Below are 18,008 nucleotides of genomic sequence, written 5' to 3' on the forward strand. Positions count from 1 at the left end.
GGGTATCGACCTGAGAACGCGAGGCGCTGTGGCAAAGGTCCCTGAAGGTGTTGACCCAAGTCAGCTCACGGTGGTTGCCCGCCGTGTGCTTCTTGATGGCCTGGGCGCCCTACGCGACCACCTTCCTGCCTTGACCATCGTCGGAGCTCAGGCCGTCTACCTGCGCACTCCTGACGCTGCGGTCAGCAACGCCCCCTTTACCTCCGATGGAGACCTCAGTATCGATCCGAAGCTGTTGGGAGACCGGCCTCACCTTGATGCGTCCCTACGCGAGGCCGGCTTCGAGCTGAAGAACGCGAGCCAACCAGGGCTCTGGGAGCGCCAGGAACTCATCGGTGACAAGCTGGTCCCTGTGGAACTTGATCTACTGGTTCCTAAGCAGCTGTCCCCGAGGAACGGAAGCCGCAGCGCCAAGGTGCCCCCACACGGGACAATGTCTGCTCGCTGGATCGAAGGCCTTGAAGTAGCCGCAGTCGACCGGTCCCCCATGCTCGTCAGCAGTCTGGAAGCCGGAGACGGCCGCAACGTCACGGTGAACGTTGCTGGGCCCACGGCACTTCTCGTTGCCAAGGCATTCAAGATCGGCGACCGGCTCAGCCAAGCTGAGAGTCGCCCCGACCGCCTCACCGACAAGGACGCCGGTGACGTGCTGCGCATCATGATGACTGCCCCGGCACGTACTGTGGCAGCGGCGTTCGCTGCGCTCGGCGAAGACGAGCGTGTGGGGGACACGGCTGTCCGAGGCTTGCAGAAGTTGCACGAGCTGTTCGGTGCCGCAGCTACTCCGGGGGTAGAGATGGCGGTTCGCGCTCTGAGGGGCGATGTGCCAGAGGAACGTATCCGCGCCCTGGCGCCCGCATTCATCGCTCGTCTTCGGTAGCAGACTTCCTCAGCCGCCCTTCAGGCCGTGCGAGGGCCATAGAGGCTGCTGGAACGACCGAGAGGGTGGTTCCCATACGGTGCCGCCGCGTCCGGAGCCACCCCGTACGGCTGGGCGGGTCCGGCCGCAGGTTGAGTCGACATCTCGAAAGAGACTTCTAGTTCGGATGGTGTCTATGGGAGTGTGTAAGGAACCTCGTCATAGCTCTGACGAGGTTGGGCGACCGTGTGCAAGAGGGCCCGGCTCTGGTTGCACCCAGAGCCGGGCCCAGCGCGCGGGATCGAGTAGGCCCGGCCGATTTCTCAGCGGCCGGGCCTCATCTTTGCCCATGCCGTTGCCGTCCGGTCCTGCTCTCACCTACCAGATGAGTCGTCCCACGCGTTCGGCGATGGTGATCATCAGACCGGCCGCGCCGATGCCAACCATCCACCAGTCGGGACTGGTCAGCTTTCGGCGCCACCTGCGTGATCGACCCGCCATGCCAGATCTCCTCTCGCTCGTTCCCCATGGAGGGGTGCCCCGGGCCGGGTTGTCCGGGGTGCAGAGGGAGCGGCGGGTACCTGGCTGCGAGAAGCCTAGCGGCGTGAACTGCCCCTACGGAGCAGCCTGATGGGCCGGTTGTGCGGTTGCAGGTCAAATTAGTGCGCTCAGATTTGATTGTTTGTTGAGTCCTCGGAGAGCGATGGTGTGATTCCCTTCGGGGGCTCACGTCTGCCCGCTAGGGGTGCCCTGCAGGGCTTCGGCGTGTCGCGCCACACCGCCCAAGATGTGATGCAGGTCACATTTTTGGGCTATTGTTGCCTAACTTCGAATGACCGGTGGGGTATTGACAAGCGTCTCGGCGATCTGCTGCATCGAATGCACGATCGCCACGGCGCCAGCGGCGGCGAGCTTGGCCTCTTTCCCGGGTTTGTTGGCGTAGCCGATCGTGGGGACCCCGGCGGCCTCCCCGGCTTCGACATCGCGGGTGGCGTCACCAATGAAAATGCACTGCCCCGGGTCGGTGTCAGCGGCTTCCATGGCGTCGAAGAGCAGGCGCGGGTTCGGCTTCATGGACGAGGGGTCGCCCGGAGCGCGTCCGAATACCCCTGCGACGTACCCATCGAGACCGTGCTCGGAGAGGTATGTCTCGATGGCCGCGCCTGCATTGTTGCTGACGACTGAGACCAGCCGGCCGGAGCGGGCGCAGGCATGGAGAACCGATTCCCCGCCAGGGGTTGGCCGACCAAGCCGGAGGGCCTCGGTCTCCAGCGCGGCCAACGTGGTGTCCACGTCCTTGGTGAGGTCAGGCCGCGCGTTCGAGATCAGCCGAAGCAGCGCAAGGGGATCGCTCTCGTCCTCGGCTCCGTTCGGGGCCTGCTCGCCAGTGGCTAGCAGGCCCTCGCGGAGTCGCCGCGCTACCTCGGGGGCTGAGAGGCCGGCGAATACGGAGCAAACCGGACCGTCGAAGTCGAGCAGTACGTGCGTTACCGGCTGGAGCACACCAGCGAGGTGCTGAGCAGTGCTGGTCATGGCTGGCGCTCGTAAGCGATCGTGCTCCACACGCTGTCGAACCACATCTGGGCCTGCTGGACGTACTGCGATCCGAGCGAGGCGTCATCCGGGCCCGCGGCATGGTGGAACAGGGTGGTGTCCTTACCGGTCACGTCGTAGAAGGTGTGGGCTGCGTCGTCGACCGTCACGGTGCGCTCGCGGAGCGGATAGAACCCGAAGAACGCTTCCGACCGATTCAGGATGTACAGCTTGAACAGGCTGGACGCCCGGTGGACCTTGACCTGAACGCTGGCCTTCTGGACGAGCCCTAGCTCGGCCAGCATCTCCACCGAGTGCGCGATGCCACCTGCGTTGGTCAGCGCGATGTTCCGGGCCCGCTCGCGGAGCGCGGCCTCATCCTGAAGTCCGTCGACCAACACCGGAACCGCCATGGGCGCCGTGGTGTCGGGCAGTAGCAGCCGAACCGTGATGGATTCCGGCGTCAGCCGGCCGGAGCGAACCTTGTCCAGCGGTTCCTGAAGCGCGTTGTGCAGCGTCTCGCTGGAGAAGCCGGCGAAGTCGAGCGTCACCTGCTGCTGCTCGAAGGCCGCTTCGAGGTGGGGGCGCAGTCCGACCGGCCGAGAGGTGCGCTCGCGGACGAACGAGCCGCTTCCCTGGCGGGTCACGATCAGCCCCTCGGTGCGGAGCAGGTCGAGCGCCTTGTCCACCGTGCCGCGCGCCACGCCGAAGTGCTTCGCGAGCTCAGGGCCGGAAGGAAGTTTGTCGCCGGTCTCGAAGCCCGGCTTCTTGGTAAGGATCGAGGCCCGCAGAGAGCTGCTGACCTGCTGATACGGAGGGCGCGAGTCGTCCGGGTCTAGGGTCATGCGCCAATGCTAAGGCAGGCGCCCAACAGACGCGAGAAACTCAACTCTCTTGACCTGCCTAAGCAGGTTCTCTATGTTGAGAGTGTCGCACCGAGAGAAGCGGGAGCGGCAGCGGAGGGCCTTCTTTGGGCTGCTCTGACCTGTGCGAACGCCCGGAGGGGTGGGGTGACAGCCCCCCGAAGGAAGCGGCTGTCCCTTGAGAACTCAACAGTGTGCTGATCAAGAACGAACGAGTGTCTTTGGTCCCCGATCCGTGCCGCCTGTGGCGGGTCGGGGGTCATGGCTGCTCGTACATCGCGAGTGGCTGGGCCCGCATGAGTCGGGGCCGCCGCGCGTTCCTTGGCCGGAGCGCGGCAGCCCCTGGGGCTCACCCCCAGTTGGGAGAGGTAGACCCATGAAGTCGATTGTTGCAGGCCAGTGCGCCGTGGACTCCGAGGAGTTCGCGGAGCTGGCGTTGGGCGTGGACGAGGAGCTGTTCGCCGGGGTGCCCGGTGAGTCGGCGCTCGCGTACCAGGCGCGGATGGACGTGGCGCTGGCGGTGCTGGCGGACCTGCGCCGGGAGGACCCGGAGCTGGCCGCCTACGCCGAGTGCCTGATGGACCGGGCGCCGGTTCCGCTGCGGCGCCCGGCGGTCATCCGCCGCACCGCGAGTGTGGAGCGGGTGGCGGCGTGAGCCGGGCCACCGAGCGGATGGACCTGTTGGCCTGGCTGGCGATGAGCGCGGCCGTCGTGGTGTCCGCGCACGGTGAGTGGGCGCTGGCCGTCGACAGCGGGTTCCACCCGGTCGTGGCCGCCGGCCTTCCGCTGGCACTGGACACCTACGCGTTGCGGGCGTTGCGGGCCGGGCGGGAGGTGTTCCCGCCGGTGCTCGGGATGATCGCCACGAACGCGGCCGCGCACCTGCTCGGTGCCGGGGTCATCGCCCCGGACTGGCGGCTGATCGTGGCCGTGTCGGCGATCGCCCCGCTGGTCCTGTGGCGGGTGCACGTCCTGCACACGCACACCGCGCCCGCCGAGCGCGGGCCGGACGGGGTGGTGGAGGACGACCTGCCGCCGTTGTGGGCCGACCCCGTGCCGGCCACGGACGGGCCGTATCCGGTGGACGTACCCGCCGTATCCGCGCCGCCCGATGTGTACCCGCAGGCCGTACCCGCCGCCCCCACAGGCGCGCCGGTGCCCGCTGGGGAGCCGCTGCCGGAGCTGGAGTTCTGCCCGCTCCCGCCCCGCCCCGTACCCGCCGCCGAGCTGGAGCGTACCCGCCCGTACCCGCCCGCCGAGTACGCACCCGAGGACGACGGATACACCGGATACACCGGCCCCGACCAGCGCGAACAGGCTGAGGACCTCGATGAGTTGACCCCGGTCGCCGCCGAGCACTTCGCCGCCGTACTAGCCGACGGCGCCCTGCCGTCCATCCGTACCCTGCGCACCGAGTACGGCATCGGCCAGCCCCGCGCCCAGCGAGTACAGGACCAGCTCCGCACCCATCGGTCGCCTGCGCCGCTCGCCGCCTGAACCCCACAGGAGAGATCACCATGCAGACCGCATCCACGCTGATCGGCGCGGCCGGCGCGCTGATGGCCGTGCTCAGTGCCCACGCCGACCTGCCCGCCCCGAGGGTCACCACCCACAGGGCCGTCACCGGCGAGCGCGACGACACCGGCGCCCTGGTCCGCGTTTGGGGCCTGAACCTCGGCCTCCACAGCGAGACCGGCCTCGGCGACTTCGAGCAGTGGCGCCAGGCCCTCGGGATCGACCCGGCCACCGTCGACCACGACGTCACGGGCACCACCGCCTGGCTCATCGCCGACGCCACCTACGCCGGCACCCCGCTGACCCTGGTCGGCTACTACACCCCCACCGGTACCACCACCAAGGAGGAGGCGTCGTGACCACCCTGACCAGCGAGGCCGACGCCGCGCACCTGCTGATGATGCTGCTCGCCGAGCACGGGCACCTGCCGCAGCCGGAGTTCGAGGTGCACGAGTACGAGAGCGACACCGGGGCCCCGGACTGGGGCGTGTGCCTGGTCGTCAACGACTCGCTCGCCGTGTTCGAGCAGTGGCGCGCCGCCCTCGACCTCGACCCCGGCAACATCGCCTACCGCGCCTGCCACCACGGCGCCTGCATGAGCGCCATCGGCGAGATTGACGGCGTGCCGGTGGAACTATTCGCCGCCGCCGACGTCCCCGGGAAGTAGCCGTGGGCCGTCCCCGGCACTGGGACCCGGCGGGTGAGCGGCACGGTGGTATGCCCACCTACCCGTGGCGCATGGCCCCGCCCGGCCTGCTCACCCGCCGCCAGCTCCGCGCCCGCGGCCTGCGACCCGGCGGACAGCCCGTCGCTGCACAGATCCTCTGGCGCTCCCGCCTCACCACCAGCGAGCGGGCCGCCTACCTCTACCACCTGGCCCTGGCCAAGCCGGTCCGGCCGACGACGCCGGGCCGCTTCCAGGCGCTGGCCGCCGCCAACCGCGCGCGCCGCACCTGCCCCTCCTGCGGCGCGGACGCCGGCTACGTCCTACCGGCGCACCTGGGCACCTGCCTGCCCTGCGCCGACGGCCTGCCGCTCGCGGCCTGAATCCCCCTTTCGCTCCGCTCCGTTGCCGATCCGGCACAAGGAGGTCCCTGTCATGTCCGTGACTGAAATCCGTGTGATCAGCTTCGGGTACCTGCACGGCGCCCCGCCCGAGGCCCACCTCACCCTCGACCTGCGCCGCCACTTCCGCGACCCGCACGTCGACCCCGCCCTGCGCCACCTCACCGCCGCCGATCTCCCGGTCCGCCGGGCCGTCCTCACCACCCCGGGCATCTGGGAGGCCATCCTCGCGGCGGCGCTGGTGGCCGAGGCGTTCGACGCCGGGCCGAGTCCCGCGCCGCTGACCGTCGCGGTCGGCTGCGCGGGCGGCCGGCACCGCGCCGCCACCGTCGCCATGGTCCTGGCCGACCGCCTGGCCAAGACCAACGCCCCGGTCCGCCTCACCCACCGTGACCTCGACAAGCCGGTCGTCGACCGGACCGCCACCGGGGACACCGTCGCCCCGGCGGGCGCGTGACCGGGGGAGACACCATGTCCGAGACCCTGATCCCCGCCGCCCCGGCCGCCGATCGGACCGCCCCGGCCGGGCCGTCCGCGCCGAGCGCCAACACCTCGGCCCTGCCGGTCGAGCCCGCCCCGCCCGCCGCTGCGGCCGGTCGCCGGTCCCCGGCCCGCCCCGCACACACCCGGGGCGGTCTGCCGGTGGTGCCGCTGGCGGTCGCGACCGGGAACACTGCCGTCGGGGCCGTGTCGGCCGCCGCGCTGGCGGGCGGCCCGCTGGCGCTGGCCCTGCTCGCCGGTGGCGCGGCTGCCGCGACCGGCGCCGCCGCCCTGCGCTCCCGCACCGCCAAGAACGCCGGCAGGAAGGGCACCGGGCAGACCTCGAACCGCGCCGGTGCCGGTCACCGGCCGGGGGCAGGGGGTCTGTTCGGCGCGCCGGGTCCGGCCGGGGCGCGGTCGTCGCTCGGCCAGCAGCAGCGTCCGGCACGCCCCGGCGCGGCCGGTGCCGGTCGCCCGCCGGGCAGGACCGGCGGCCCGGCCGGGGTGAACGGCCTGTTCGGCGCCGGTGCGTCGGGCCGCCGGGGCGCGGGTTCCGCGTCCCCCGGGCGTCCCGCCGGCGAGCAGGGCCGATCCGGCCGGAACACCGGCGCCGTCAAGGGGTTGGCCTCCGGGCCGGGCGCCCGTGCTGCGGCCGGTCACCGTTCGGTGGCCGGTGGCGGTTCGGGGTCGGGGCTGGGGGTGCGGGCGGCGCAGGTGCGGGCGGCTCGTGCCGATCGGGCGGCGTCGGCGCCGACCCGGCGGGAGAAGCGGGTGCAGGACACCGCCGCCCGCCGCACCGTCGCCGACGCCCGCCGCGCCGCGAAGGTCGCGGCGCGGGAGGAGAAGCGGGCGGCGAAGGCCACCGCCCGCGAACTCACCCGCGCCGGACACAAGGTCCCCGCCTCCGGTTCGGCCGGTGGCGTGGGGGCGGGTTCGGTGAAGCGCACCGCGCGCAAGGCGGCACGGGACGCGCGCCGTCAGGCGAAGCAGGACCGGCGCCTGGCCGCGCGTCAGCAGGCCGGGCAGGACAAGCGTCTGGCCGGTCGGGTGGCGCGGGACGGGCGGGCGGACGACCGGGTGAGGGGGCGTCGGGTGGCGATGCGCAAGGGCGCGGTGGCGCGGGCGGCCCGCAAGCGGCTGCGTCGCTCGGCCGCCCGGTACTGGGCCCGGTGGGCACTGGCCGCGCTGCTGGCCGGCGCGGTCGGCCTGATCGGCGCCGTCACCACCCCGCTCGGCCGTCGCCTGGACATGCCGTGGCTGATGCACCCGGGCCGCAGGTTGTTCGCCCGGATGCTCGGCCGGGCCCGTGACGACCGGCAGGCCCGTGACCAGGCGATCGCCGACGGCCTGGACGCCGCGCTCGCCGCCGCCGAGACCCTCGACACCCCCGTCCCCGACACCGACGAGGGGGAGGTCGCGGACACGGTGCCGCGCGCTCCCCGCAACCACAACTCGACCGACAGCAACGCCGTTTCCCCGGGAGGAACCGTGAGCACCGCCACCGGCAGCACGTTCAGCTTCGCCGAGGTCGCCGCCGAGATGGAGGCCCTGGCCAACACCTTCGACCCCGACGGGATGATGCAGGTCCTCGCCATGTGCGAGGAGATCCCGGACGCCCTCCAGTCGATCGCCAACGTCTTCAAGATCCTGGCGGAGAAGGCGGACGCGGAGTTCCCGCTGGAGGCCCCGATCGCCGAGGCCCTGACCGAGGTCTACTCCCACATCCAGCTCGCCGTGCAGACCGCCGGCGAGATCGGAGAGGTCTTCCGCCGGCTCCACGAGCAGGACATCCGCCGCCACGAGGACCCCCGCAACGGCGAGGAGAAGTGGGATACCAACAACAACTAGCCCACCAGCAGGGCAAGTTCGTCAATCTCTCCACCATCCTCCGGGGCGGGCCGCACAGCACGTGCGGCCCGCCCCGGCCCACACCCGGAGACTCGCATGACCGACCGCCTGAACCTCACCAACCTCCCGCCCGACCACACCCCCCGGACTACGCAGTCGCCCGTCGCGGAGAAGCCCGCCAAGACCTCGCGCTCCCGGGCGGCGAAGCGCGGGGTGCCGCTGGACTGGGCCGCCCCGCACGGCCCCGCCACCGGCGCCCTGTCGGCGGCGACCGGCGCGGGCGCTTTGGCCCTGCTCGGCGCCGCGACCGGCATGCCCGAGGCCCTGCCGTTCGCGGTCGGCGCGGCCGGGGCGCTCGGCCACGGGATCGGCTGGAGCGTGCGCCGGCGCCTGACCGCCGTGAGCCTGGTGACCCGCTCGACGTCGTGGCTGCTCGCCGGCGGCTGGACCACCTGGGCCATCCACACCGGCCCCCTGTCCTGGGCCGCCGCTGGCACCCTCGCCGGGCTCGGCGTCGGGATCGGGGCGATGGCCTCGACCGCCGCCGTCCACGAGGAGGCCGCCGAGGAGGAGCGCTTGGTCGTCTCCCCGCAGACCGCGAAGGCCGCCGATGCCCTCGACCGGCGTCGGCGGGCCGTCGCCCGGGAGTGGGAGGAGCGCATCCAGCGTGTCGCCGGGGTGCAGACCCGGGTGTTCGCGGTGGAGTTCTGGAAGACCGGCGGCGGCTTCTCGCTGGCCGCCGAACTCCCCGGTGGCATGGCCACCTGGGACCAGATCGCCGGGCGGGCCCGGGCGCTTGCGGGGGACGCCCGCCTGCCGCTCGGGTGCGTGATCGCCGTGGAGGAGGGCGACATTCAGGGCCGTGTGGTCCTGGACATCCCCACCGTCAACGGCATGGCCGACGCGGCCCCCTACCCCGACGACTACTCGGCGTTGTCGATCCTGACCGGCATCCCGTGGGGCATGCTCCCCAACCTCGACCCCGTGCGGGTCTACCTGCGGGAGGCGTGCGCGCTGCTGCTCGGCCCGCCCGGCTCCGGCAAGTCCACCCTGGTCGACGGCGTGCTGACCGGCTTCGCCCGCTGCACCGACGTGCTGACCTTCGTCATCGACCTGAAGGCCGGGGCGGTCGGCATCCCGTGGACGCGCCCGTGGCTGGAGGCCACCGGCCGCAAGACCCCCAAGCCCGGCACCGCCCCCGCCCCGGCCGGCACCAAGCCGGGCGTGGACTGGATCGCCTCCACCCCCGAGGAGGCCCTGCGGATGGTGCGGGCGGCGCTGCGGATCAACGCCGCCCGCCAGCACCACTACCAGGACCTGCTGGACGAGATGGACACCACGCTGCTGCCGGTCTCCGCCGCCCTGCCGCAGATCATGGTGGTCGTCGACGAGGGCGCCGAGCTGCTGTCCATCCAGCCCACCGCCGCGCCCGTGCTGAAGGAGCTGCGGGAGGCGGTCCGCAAGGCGATGCGCACCACCCGCGCCATGGGCGTGCGGTTCGTGCTGACCGCCGTGGACGGCAACGTCTCGGCGCTCGGTGACACCGAGGTCCGCAAGTTCTCCCCCGTCGGCGTCGCGCTGACCAGCGGGGAGAGTGCCGGGAACAACCTGGCCAAGATGTTCCCGCGGGCGAAGGTCGACACCCGCCAGCTCAACGCCAAGGGCTCCGGCGTCATCGGCGCCGCCGGCGCCGACGGATTCGCCCCCACCCCCTTCAAGACGTGGAAGACCAGCCCCTCCCAGGTCCGGGCCGCCGTCCTCGCCACCAACCACCTGCGCCCCGTCCTCGACCGGATCTCGGCCGAGGCCGCCGGCGAGGACTACACCCGCCGCTGGAACGAGGACCGCGCCGGCTGGCTCTGGACCACCACCCCCACCGCCCCGGCCGACGACCCGGAGCCGACCGAGACCGGCACCCCGGCCGCCGGACCGGGCGGGTTGAACCTGTCGTCGTTCACGCGGGACGGGCGCACGGCGGCCGGGGACCGGCTGGTGAAGCAGCCGCGCTCCGGCGGCCTCAACCTCTCCGCCCACCGCACCAACCCGGTGCCCGGCGCCACGGCGGAGGACGACGGCGGCAGCGTCTACGAGCCGGTCGTCGACCCCGCGCCGGGGCTTCTCGTCCGTGCCCACGCGGCCGTCGTTGCCGCTGGCGGACGGATGTACGTCTCGGCGCTGGCCGATGCCCTCGGCGTCGACGCCCAGACCCTCGGGGCCGAGTTGAACGGTCTCCTGCGGGCCGTCGGCGTCTCGCGGCCCGGCGCCGGCACCGTCCGCATCGACGGCGACAGCAAGGCCGGCTTCTACGCCCACACCCTCGCCGACGCCCTCACCCGCTACCGCCAGTAGCCGAACCGGCCCCACACAGGCCCACACAGCAAGGGCCACACAGGCCCACACGCGGCGTGTGCCCCACACAGCCGCGTGTGGCCCTCTGAGCTGCCCGTGTGGCCCGTGTGGGGCACACGGCAAGCCCCACACGACCCCCGCCGCGCACCCGGGAACCGGCTCTCCACGGCGGGCCGTGTGCCCCACACACGCTCATGACGCACCGTCACCGAAACCCCGTACGGGAAGGACCGCCACCATGGCCGTCACCATCAGCGTCACCGTCCTGCTCGCCCTCGTCGCCGCCCTCCTCCTCAAGGGCCGCCGCGTTGGGGCCGGCACCGCCGCCGTCCTGTGGCTGTCCGGCTTCACCACCGCCTCCACCGGCCTCGCCGGACCGGTGAACAACTTCCTCGGCGCCCTCGCCGGAATCGTCACCGGCCACTGACCCCACCCGCGCACGACCCCGCCGACGGGAGACCCCGATGGACCGCACCACCAGCACGCAGCCGATCGCCGCCCCGGTGCACCACGGCCTGGACGGCACCCCCTACTACCTCACCCCCGCGCCCGCCTTCACCGCGCCGCCCGCGCTCTACCACCCCGCCGCCCCGGCCCCGATGCCCTACGGCCCGGCGCTCGCCCCCAGCGCCGTCTACCTGCCCGCCCCACCCCCGGCCACAGAGGCCGTCCCGGCGAGGGACCCGTGGCCCGCACGCCTGCTCGCCGGAGGAGTCGCCCTCGGCGCCGGCGGCCTCGGCGTCGGCTACGCGGTTCAGGCCGTTGCGGCCGCCGCCGGGAGCATCGGCGGCCTCGCCGCGCTCGGCGTCGGCGCCTACGCCCTCGCCAAGACCAGCGGTGGCGGGGGCGGCCGAGGCGGTGGCAACGGCGCCGTGAACGTGCACGTCAACGTCACCAACCGCAACCGCTGACCGACTCGTTCACCGCCAACGACTGTGGCGGCGGCCCCCTTCCGGCAAGAACCGGGCCGCCGCCGTCCAGCAGAGAACTGGAGGCATCCAGCATGACCCTTCGCACCACCGACCGCCACCACCTGTCCGCTGCCCTCGCCCTGGCGGCCGACGGCGTCCCCGTGCTCCCGTTGCGGCCCGGGAAGCTGCCGTTCGGCAACTGCTCGACCTGCGCCGGAAACGCGTGCGGCGGCCGGCCGAACATGAAGACCCCCGGCCACTGCACCTGCCCGGCGCCGTGCCACGGCTGGGCCGCCGCCACCACCGACCCCGACGTCATCAACTCGCCCGAATGGGCGCGGGCATGGCGGGAGGCGGCCGCCGTCGGCTACCACCCCGGCGGCGCCGGGTTGACCGTCGTCGACCTCGACAACACGCAGGCCATCGCGTGGGCGCACTCCAACCTGCCCGCGACCCGGACCGTGCCCACCACCCGGGGCGAGCACTGGCTCTACCGGGGCGCCATGGCCTCCGCCAACGCGGTCCGGCCGGGCGTGGACGTCAAGTCGTCCATGTCCTACGCCCGGTGGCTCGGCCCCGGCACCGGCGCCATGGCGGCCCTGCCGGACGTCGTGCGCGCTCTGATCGTGCGGGAGCCCGCCCCGGTCCGGCCGGCGGCCGTCACGGTGTCCGTCCCGGGCGGGGGCGGGACGTGCCCGCACCGCACCCGGACGTTCCTGGAGCGGGGCATCGCCATGGCCGAGCAGCGCATCGCCGAGGCCACCGCCGCCGTGCACGCCACCGTCTTCGGGACGTTCCTCGCCGTGCTGTCGACGCACGGGCGGTGCGGCTGCCTGACCGTGGCCCACACGGAGCGGCTGTTCGCCGTCGCGCAGGCCAAGGGCGAGTCGCCCCGGCACTGCGCCGACGCTTGGGCCAACGCTCTCGTCCGGTTGGGGCTGTGACCGTGGCCGAGGACGAGAAGAACCCCGCGCGGGAGATCATCACGGCGTACGCGCAGGCCCACTTCCGGTACTTCCGCACCGCCGACGGCACCGTCTACGCCCAGCGCAACGGCCACCCGGTGGCGCGGCCGATCCGCTCCCAGGGCACGACCGGCAGCCACCGCCAGGAACTCCTTGTGGGCCTCTACAAGGACGGGCGGGGCGTCTTCAACGGGACGTCGATGAAGGAGGCGCTGGATCTGATCGAGGCGCTGGCGCTGACCGAGGAGGTGCAGGCGGTCCACATCCGAGTGGCCCCGGGTTTCGACGGGGCGACATGGCTCGACCTCGGGCGCTCGGACGGCCTGTCCGTGCGCATCCACCCCACCGGGTGGGACACGGTCGTCCCGGACCCGCGTGAGGTCTGCTGGCGGCGCACCCAGCTCACCGGGGAGCTGCCGGTGCCGGTGAAGGACACCGACGGCAAGGGCATCGACCTGTTGCTGCGGCTGACGAACTTCACCGACGCGCAGACCGAGTGCCTGGCCATCGCGTGGTTGATCGGCTGCCTCGGGCCCGGGGTGCCCGTCCCCGCCCCGTTCCTCACCGGGCCGCAGGGCGCCGGGAAGTCGACGGCGGGCCGGATGATGGTGCGGATCGTCGAGGGCATGAGCGGTGACCTGCGCCGGGCCCCGAAGGACGAGGAGAACTTGGTGGCCGCCGTCGCGGCCGGGTGGGTCACGGCCCTGGACAACCTGTCCCACATGACCCCGGACCTGTCCGACGCCATGTGCTGCATCGTGACCGGCGCCGAGTCCGTCAAGCGTGCCCTGTTCACCGACGGGGACGTCCACCGCTCCGCCTACCGCCGGCCCCTGCTCCTGACCGGCATCGACGTCGGCGTCATCCGCCCCGACCTCGCCGAACGCCTCCTGCCCCTGCGGCTGGAGCGGCCGAAGGTGCGGCGCACCGAGGCGGAGCTGTGGGCGGAGTACGCGGAGGTGCTGCCGATGGTGCTCGGGTCGCTGCTCGACCTCACGGTCAAGGTCCGCGCGGCCGAGGCGGAGACCCCGACCGATCTGCGCATGGCGGACTTCGCTCACCTGTGTGCCCAGCTCGACGCCGCGACCGGATTCGGGGCGCTGGCCGCCTACCGGACCAGCCTGGACGACCTGAACGACGACGTGATCGAGGGCGACCTGTTGGCGCAGACCGTCCTGCGGCACGCCGAGACCATCGAGCCGGGAGGGGCGCAGCGGATGACGTCGACGGAGTGGCTGCACTGCCTCGGGCGCCTCTACGGCGGCGACGACTTCCGCACCCTGCCCAAGGGCTGGCCGACCACCGGCAAGGTGCTGTCCGACCGGCTCAAGCGCCTTCAGCCCACCCTCGCGGCCCGGGGCGTCCTGATCGACAGCGGCCGCGACCACGGCGGCCGCTACCTCCTCATGGCTCGCCCCGCGCCCGCGCCGACGCACGAGCAGCCCGAGTTGGGCTGACCGTACGGACAAGCAAGAAGAGCACCGGGCAGCGAGGCGGGTGCTCTTCTTGCTGTTCGGCGAAGCCGCCCAAGGGTCGTGCCGCGCAGCGGCTCCTCACTTCGCCCTGAGGGGGCCCAAGCACTACAGGCAGCCCCTCCCTTTTCCTAAGTAGGAAGACGCTGCGTCACGTGCGTCACGCGGGCCGGAAAACGGCCCCTGGCCAGCACCGAAGGCCGTGACGCAGACGGCAACCTCTGCGTCATGCTGCGTCACCTGCGTCACGGGCTGCGTCGCGCCGTGACGCAGCCCGTGACGCACGCCCAACCGCCGCGTCACGAGAAACCCGCAGGTCAGAAGCCTGCGTGACGCTGATGACGGACGTGACGCAGAAATCCCCACCTCGGACAACGCGCGCTGACGAGACCGCGTCCCCGGCCCGCGCTCTTCAGTGACGAGCACCCGCCCTTGCCCCGCCGCCACCCAGGGAGCACACGTGACCCCTGTTCTGCTCAAGGTCCCCGACGTCATGGACGCCCTTCAGATGAGTCGCAGCAAGGTCTACGACCTCATCCGCGCTGGCGCCCTCGCGAGCTTCAAAGAAGGCGGCTCCCGCCGCATCCCCGTCACCGCCCTGCACGACTACGTCCGCACCAAGATGGAGGAGGCCGCCTGATGGCCAAGCGAGCCAACGGCGAAGGCAGCATCATTCGCATGAAGGGGCGCGACCTGTTCCACGGCCGGGTCTACGTCACGACCACGTCCGGTCAGATCAAGCGGGTCTCCGTGTACGGCAAGACTCGCGACGAGGTGCGCGAGAAGATCACGGCACTTCAGGCCCAGGACAACCAGGGAATCCCGACGCCCGACACCAACGTCAAGATGGCCGAGTACCTCATGTACTGGCTGGCGACGGTCGTGAAGGAGAACCGTCGCCCGAAGACCCACCAGGGCTACGAGAGCGTGGTCCGGGTGCACCTGATCCCGGGGCTCGGGACCAAGAAGCTCCGGACGCTCCGGGCCGCCGACGTTCGTACGTGGCTCGTGCGCGTGGCCAACGCGTGCCAGTGCTGCAAGAGCGGACGGGACGCGGCCCGGCAGAAGCCGAAGTGCTGTGCGGCAGGGGAGTGCTGCGGGACCAAGCTCTCTCGGCGCATGGTCCAGTCGATCCACGCCGTTCTGCGGAACGCGCTGGAGAGCGCCGTCCGGGAAGAGCTGATCGTGCGGAACGTCGCCAAGCTGGTGCAGGTGCCGTCACCCGATTACAGCGCCGGGCAGGGGCTGACCGTCCCGCAGGCGCGCCTGCTCCTGAAGGCGGCGAGCGCCGACCGCCTTCATGCGCTCTACGTACTGGCCCTCGCCATGGGGCTCCGGCGCGGCGAGTTGCTCGGCCTGCACTGGGCGGCGGTGGACCTTGAGCGCGGGACGCTGATCGTGTCCAGCAACCTTCAGCGGGTGGACGGGACGCTTCAGCTCGGTCCGACCAAGACGGCATCCTCGCTGCGGACGCTGCCGCTCCCCGCGGTTGTGCTGGAGGCTCTGCGGGCCCACCGCGAGCGACAGGCGCAGGAACGGGTGGCGGCCGGTGAACGCTGGACCGAGACCGGGTTGGTGTTCACGAGCAGGGTGGGGACGCCGATCGAGCCGGACAACCTGCGGCGGAGCTGGTACCCGCTCCGGGACCGGCTCGGGCTCACCCTCCGCTTCCACGACCTGCGCCACACCTGCGTGACCTTGCTGCTGGACCTGCGGGTCCCGCCGCACATCGTTCGGCAGATCGCCGGCCACAGCGACATCGGGGTGACGATGAAGGTCTACGCCCACGCGTCGCTGGACGAACAGCGGAAGGCCCTCGGGTCGCTCAGCGACAAGCTCACCTGAGCCGTTGGCGTACGGGTAGGCGTACCAGGGCATGCAAACGGCCCCGGAGAGGATCTCTCCGGGGCCGTTTTGCCTTTTCAGGCGCCTGTGGCCAGGGCCGGGGTCGAACCGGCGACCTTCCGCTTTTCAGGCGGACGCTCGTACCAACTGAGCTACCTGGCCGTACTGCACCGTCTCTTGCGAGACGAGCGATCCCGACGGGACTTGAACCCGCGACCTCCACCTTGACAGGGTGGCGAGCTAACCAACTGCTCCACGGGACCTAGTAGTGGCGAACCACTCAGGTCTTGCGGCACAACACTTTACTACGGTACTGCGTGCCCCCAACGGGATTCGAACCCGTGCTACCGCCTTGAAAGGGCGGCGTCCTGGGCCACTAGACGATGAGGGCTTGCGGCCTGTCCGGCTGTTTCCAGCGTTCGGGGACGTCGAGAAGCATATGGGATGTCGGGCCGAACGCCAAAACGGGTTTCGGCCGGGCGGGCGGCGGCCGGGGGCGGGGCGGCGGCGGGGGTCAGGACCAGCCGAGCTCGTCGAGCTCGTGGTCGTCGAATCCGAAGTGGTGGGCGACCTCGTGGATGACCGTGGTGCGGACCTCCTCGACGACCTGCTCGCGGTCCTCGCACAGGCGCAGGGTCGGGCCCCGGTAGACGATGATCCGGTCCGGCAGGACGCCCGCGTACCACTCGCCGCGCTCGGTGAGCGGGGTGCCCTCGTAGAGGCCGAGCAGCTCGGGGTCGGCGGGGTCGGGCTCGTCCTCGACGAAGACGGCGACGTTGTCCATCATGGCCGCGAGTTGCGGCGGGATCCGGTCGAGCGCGTCGGCGACCAGTACCTCGAACTCTTCCCGGGTCATCTCCACCGGTTCATTGTCGGGTCTGCGGTGACGGCGTGCCAGGCGGTCGGGGCCGGTGTTTCATGGGTCTGTGACGACCTCGGAGGACCTGGCCGCGGACGGTGCGGCGGTGGGCGCGGTGCGGCGCCGGCCGCCGGTGCTGCGCGGGCAGGGGCCGGCGGTGGCGGTGGTGGCCGCCGGCGGGGCGCTGGGGGCGGCGGCCCGGTACGGCGCGGGGCTGCTGTGGCCGACCGGGCCCTCGGCCTTCCCGTGGACGACGCTGCTGGTGAACGTGGCCGGGTGCGCGGTGATCGGGGTCTTCCTGGTGGTGGTCACCGAGGGCCGGCCGGCCCACCCGCTGCTGCGGCCGTTCTTCGGCACGGGTGTGCTCGGCGGGTTCACGACCTTCTCGACGTACGCGGTGGACGTCCGCCGGCTGCTGGAGGAGGGGCGGCCCGGACCGGCCGCGGCGTACCTGGGGCTGACCCCGGCGGCGGCGATGGCGGCGGTCTGGGCGGCGGCCGCGGTGACGCGCCGTCTGCTGCGGCGCGGTGCCGGGAGAGCGCGGTGACGGGCCCGGCGACGGGCGCGGCGGAGCCCCGGCTGGGCGGTCCTGCGCTGCGGCTGACCGTGCTGGTCGGCGAGAACGACCGGTGCCACCACCGCCCGCTGTACAGCGAGATCGTGCACCGGGCGCGGGCCGCCGGGCTGGCCGGGGCGAGCGTCTTCCGGGGGGTCGAGGGGTTCGGCGCCTCCTCGATGGTGCACACGGCGCGGCTGCTGTCGCTGAGCGAGGACCTGCCGGTGGCGGTGGTGATCGTGGACACCGAGGAGCGGGTGCGGGCGTTCCTGCCCGAGCTGGCGGGGCTGGCGGTGGAGGGGCTGGTGGCCCTGGAGCGGTGCGAGGTGCTCCGGTACGCCGGGCGGGCCGGCGGCGCGGCGGCGGGGGAGGGGGAGGGCGGGGCGTGAACTGGCTGCTGGTGGTGGCCGGCGCGCTGGTCGGCGCGCCGCTGCGGTACCTGACCGACCGGGCGGTGCAGTCCCGGCACGACTCGGTGTTCCCGTGGGGGACCTTCGTGGTGAACGCGGGCGGCTGCCTGGTGCTCGGGCTGGTGACCGGGGCGGCGGCGGCCGGGGCGGCGTCCCCGCGCGTCCAGCTGCTGCTCGGGACCGGGCTGTGCGGGGCGCTGACCACGTACTCGACGTTCTCGTACGAGACGCTGCGGCTGGCCGGGAGCGGGGCCGGGCGGTACGCGGCGGCGAACGTGGCGGGCGGCGTCGCGGCGGGCCTGGCGGCGGCGTACGCGGGGGCGGAGCTGGCCGCGGCGCTCTGGGGCTGAGCCGAGGGTCCGGGGTACGGGGTCCGGGATGCGGCGTGTGGGGGCCGGTGCGGCGGTCCGGTGCCCGTCCGGGTGCTTCCGGTGGCCCCACCCGTGTCCGGGCGCCCGCGGCGGCCGTTGGACACCCG

21 protein-coding genes and 3 tRNA genes are annotated in these 18,008 nt (G+C 72.5%); 18 read left to right on the forward strand and 6 right to left on the reverse strand.

Annotated elements, in window-relative coordinates:
• Positions 1–130: 130 nt before the first annotated feature.
• Positions 131–880, forward strand: a complete 750-nt coding sequence (locus tag ACFVFS_RS18405) for a hypothetical protein (RefSeq protein ID WP_380625324.1) — start codon at positions 131–133, stop codon at positions 878–880.
• An 801-nt stretch (positions 881–1,681) separates the two neighbouring features.
• Here ACFVFS_RS18405 and ACFVFS_RS18410 read toward each other — a convergent pair.
• Both ACFVFS_RS18410 and ACFVFS_RS18415 read right to left on the reverse strand, forming a co-directional pair.
• Positions 1,682–2,392 carry an HAD family hydrolase gene (locus ACFVFS_RS18410; RefSeq protein WP_380625326.1) on the reverse strand — a complete coding sequence of 237 codons (711 nt, stop codon included), beginning with the start codon at positions 2,390–2,392 and terminating at the stop codon, positions 1,682–1,684.
• Positions 2,389–3,237 carry a GntR family transcriptional regulator gene (locus ACFVFS_RS18415; RefSeq protein WP_380625328.1) on the reverse strand — a complete coding sequence of 283 codons (849 nt, stop codon included), beginning with the start codon at positions 3,235–3,237 and terminating at the stop codon, positions 2,389–2,391. Before ACFVFS_RS18415 ends, ACFVFS_RS18410 begins: the two co-directional genes overlap by 4 nt.
• 394 nt (positions 3,238–3,631) lie before the next feature.
• Between ACFVFS_RS18415 and ACFVFS_RS18420 the strand changes: the two genes are divergently transcribed.
• From ACFVFS_RS18420 to xerC, 14 genes are all read left to right on the forward strand, one after another.
• The gene (locus tag ACFVFS_RS18420; protein ID WP_380625330.1) at positions 3,632–3,910 is read left to right on the forward strand and encodes a hypothetical protein; all 279 of its coding nucleotides are present in this window, start codon (positions 3,632–3,634) and stop codon (positions 3,908–3,910) included.
• The gene (locus ACFVFS_RS18425; RefSeq protein ID WP_380625332.1) at positions 3,907–4,752 is read left to right on the forward strand and encodes a hypothetical protein; all 846 of its coding nucleotides are present in this window, start codon (positions 3,907–3,909) and stop codon (positions 4,750–4,752) included. The genes ACFVFS_RS18420 and ACFVFS_RS18425 overlap by 4 nt, the downstream gene beginning before the upstream one ends.
• Before the next feature lie 20 nt (positions 4,753–4,772).
• Positions 4,773–5,129 carry a hypothetical protein gene (locus ACFVFS_RS18430; protein WP_380625334.1) on the forward strand — a complete coding sequence of 119 codons (357 nt, stop codon included), beginning with the start codon at positions 4,773–4,775 and terminating at the stop codon, positions 5,127–5,129.
• A complete protein-coding gene (locus ACFVFS_RS18435; protein ID WP_380625335.1) occupies positions 5,126–5,437 on the forward strand; it encodes a hypothetical protein in 312 nt (103 codons plus the stop codon). Before ACFVFS_RS18430 ends, ACFVFS_RS18435 begins: the two co-directional genes overlap by 4 nt.
• A 50-nt stretch (positions 5,438–5,487) precedes the next feature.
• Entirely contained in the window at positions 5,488–5,817 is a 330-nt protein-coding gene (locus tag ACFVFS_RS18440) for an RRQRL motif-containing zinc-binding protein (protein WP_380625337.1), read from the forward strand.
• A 52-nt stretch (positions 5,818–5,869) separates the two neighbouring features.
• On the forward strand, positions 5,870–6,292 hold the full coding sequence (locus tag ACFVFS_RS18445; protein ID WP_380625339.1) for an ATPase: 423 nt from the start codon (positions 5,870–5,872) through the stop codon (positions 6,290–6,292).
• Positions 6,293–6,306: 14 nt separating this feature from the next.
• On the forward strand, positions 6,307–8,163 hold the full coding sequence (locus tag ACFVFS_RS18450) for a hypothetical protein (protein WP_380625341.1): 1,857 nt from the start codon (positions 6,307–6,309) through the stop codon (positions 8,161–8,163).
• Positions 8,164–8,259: 96 nt separating this feature from the next.
• Entirely contained in the window at positions 8,260–10,512 is a 2,253-nt protein-coding gene (locus ACFVFS_RS18455) for a hypothetical protein (protein ID WP_380625342.1), read from the forward strand.
• A 238-nt stretch (positions 10,513–10,750) separates the two neighbouring features.
• Positions 10,751–10,939, forward strand: coding sequence for a hypothetical protein (locus ACFVFS_RS18460; RefSeq protein ID WP_380625344.1), 189 nt, complete (start codon positions 10,751–10,753; stop codon positions 10,937–10,939).
• 37 nt (positions 10,940–10,976) lie between these two features.
• Positions 10,977–11,423: a hypothetical protein gene (locus ACFVFS_RS18465; protein ID WP_380625346.1), complete on the forward strand. Its 447-nt coding sequence runs from the start codon at positions 10,977–10,979 to the stop codon at positions 11,421–11,423.
• 92 nt (positions 11,424–11,515) lie between these two features.
• A complete protein-coding gene (locus ACFVFS_RS18470; protein WP_380625348.1) occupies positions 11,516–12,367 on the forward strand; it encodes a bifunctional DNA primase/polymerase in 852 nt (283 codons plus the stop codon).
• Between the two features lie 2 nt (positions 12,368–12,369).
• The gene (locus ACFVFS_RS18475) at positions 12,370–13,845 is read left to right on the forward strand and encodes an ATP-binding protein (protein ID WP_380625421.1); all 1,476 of its coding nucleotides are present in this window, start codon (positions 12,370–12,372) and stop codon (positions 13,843–13,845) included.
• A gap of 475 nt (positions 13,846–14,320) precedes the next feature.
• Positions 14,321–14,500 carry a helix-turn-helix domain-containing protein gene (locus ACFVFS_RS18480; RefSeq protein WP_380625350.1) on the forward strand — a complete coding sequence of 60 codons (180 nt, stop codon included), beginning with the start codon at positions 14,321–14,323 and terminating at the stop codon, positions 14,498–14,500.
• Positions 14,500–15,705 (forward strand): tyrosine recombinase XerC, encoded by a 1,206-nt coding sequence (gene xerC / locus ACFVFS_RS18485; protein ID WP_380625352.1) that lies wholly within the window; start codon positions 14,500–14,502, stop codon positions 15,703–15,705. Before ACFVFS_RS18480 ends, xerC begins: the two co-directional genes overlap by 1 nt.
• A gap of 88 nt (positions 15,706–15,793) precedes the next feature.
• Here the strand turns inward: xerC and ACFVFS_RS18490 are convergent.
• The 4 genes from ACFVFS_RS18490 to ACFVFS_RS18505 form a co-directional block, all read right to left on the reverse strand.
• Positions 15,794–15,867: transfer RNA gene (locus ACFVFS_RS18490), tRNA-Phe, on the reverse strand.
• 27 nt (positions 15,868–15,894) lie between these two features.
• A tRNA-Asp gene (locus ACFVFS_RS18495) sits at positions 15,895–15,968 on the reverse strand.
• Positions 15,969–16,023: 55 nt separating this feature from the next.
• Positions 16,024–16,096, reverse strand: a tRNA-Glu gene (locus tag ACFVFS_RS18500).
• A 123-nt stretch (positions 16,097–16,219) separates the two neighbouring features.
• Positions 16,220–16,561 (reverse strand): metallopeptidase family protein, encoded by a 342-nt coding sequence (locus ACFVFS_RS18505; protein WP_350547852.1) that lies wholly within the window; start codon positions 16,559–16,561, stop codon positions 16,220–16,222.
• Between the two features lie 70 nt (positions 16,562–16,631).
• Between ACFVFS_RS18505 and ACFVFS_RS18510 the strand changes: the two genes are divergently transcribed.
• The 3 genes from ACFVFS_RS18510 to crcB are packed head-to-tail and all read left to right on the forward strand — an operon-like array spanning position 16,632 to position 17,880.
• Positions 16,632–17,111, forward strand: a complete 480-nt coding sequence (locus ACFVFS_RS18510; RefSeq protein WP_380625354.1) for a fluoride efflux transporter FluC — start codon at positions 16,632–16,634, stop codon at positions 17,109–17,111.
• Positions 17,108–17,509 carry a DUF190 domain-containing protein gene (locus tag ACFVFS_RS18515; protein WP_380625356.1) on the forward strand — a complete coding sequence of 134 codons (402 nt, stop codon included), beginning with the start codon at positions 17,108–17,110 and terminating at the stop codon, positions 17,507–17,509. Before ACFVFS_RS18510 ends, ACFVFS_RS18515 begins: the two co-directional genes overlap by 4 nt.
• Positions 17,506–17,880: a fluoride efflux transporter CrcB gene (crcB, locus tag ACFVFS_RS18520; RefSeq protein ID WP_380625358.1), complete on the forward strand. Its 375-nt coding sequence runs from the start codon at positions 17,506–17,508 to the stop codon at positions 17,878–17,880. The genes ACFVFS_RS18515 and crcB overlap by 4 nt, the downstream gene beginning before the upstream one ends.
• Positions 17,881–18,008 lie beyond the last annotated feature (128 nt).

Source organism: Kitasatospora sp. NPDC057692 (genome assembly GCF_042799475.1).
Taxonomy (GTDB): Bacteria; Actinomycetota; Actinomycetes; order Streptomycetales; family Streptomycetaceae; genus Kitasatospora.

Excerpts from the sequence above, each read along its gene's own strand:
- ACFVFS_RS18410 (WP_380625326.1), bottom strand. The coding sequence starts at position 2,392 with ATGACCAGCACTGCTCAGCACCTCGCTGGTGTGCTCCAGCCGGTAACG.
- ACFVFS_RS18415 (WP_380625328.1), bottom strand. The coding sequence starts at position 3,237 with ATGACCCTAGACCCGGACGACTCGCGCCCTCCGTATCAGCAGGTCAGC.
- ACFVFS_RS18420 (WP_380625330.1), top strand. The coding sequence starts at position 3,632 with ATGAAGTCGATTGTTGCAGGCCAGTGCGCCGTGGACTCCGAGGAGTTC.
- ACFVFS_RS18430 (WP_380625334.1), top strand. The coding sequence starts at position 4,773 with ATGCAGACCGCATCCACGCTGATCGGCGCGGCCGGCGCGCTGATGGCC.
- ACFVFS_RS18440 (WP_380625337.1), top strand. The coding sequence starts at position 5,488 with ATGCCCACCTACCCGTGGCGCATGGCCCCGCCCGGCCTGCTCACCCGC.
- ACFVFS_RS18445 (WP_380625339.1), top strand. The coding sequence starts at position 5,870 with ATGTCCGTGACTGAAATCCGTGTGATCAGCTTCGGGTACCTGCACGGC.
- ACFVFS_RS18450 (WP_380625341.1), top strand. The coding sequence starts at position 6,307 with ATGTCCGAGACCCTGATCCCCGCCGCCCCGGCCGCCGATCGGACCGCC.
- ACFVFS_RS18455 (WP_380625342.1), top strand. The coding sequence starts at position 8,260 with ATGACCGACCGCCTGAACCTCACCAACCTCCCGCCCGACCACACCCCC.
- ACFVFS_RS18460 (WP_380625344.1), top strand. The coding sequence starts at position 10,751 with ATGGCCGTCACCATCAGCGTCACCGTCCTGCTCGCCCTCGTCGCCGCC.
- ACFVFS_RS18465 (WP_380625346.1), top strand. The coding sequence starts at position 10,977 with ATGGACCGCACCACCAGCACGCAGCCGATCGCCGCCCCGGTGCACCAC.
- ACFVFS_RS18470 (WP_380625348.1), top strand. The coding sequence starts at position 11,516 with ATGACCCTTCGCACCACCGACCGCCACCACCTGTCCGCTGCCCTCGCC.
- xerC (WP_380625352.1), top strand. The coding sequence starts at position 14,500 with ATGGCCAAGCGAGCCAACGGCGAAGGCAGCATCATTCGCATGAAGGGG.
- ACFVFS_RS18505 (WP_350547852.1), bottom strand. The coding sequence starts at position 16,561 with ATGACCCGGGAAGAGTTCGAGGTACTGGTCGCCGACGCGCTCGACCGG.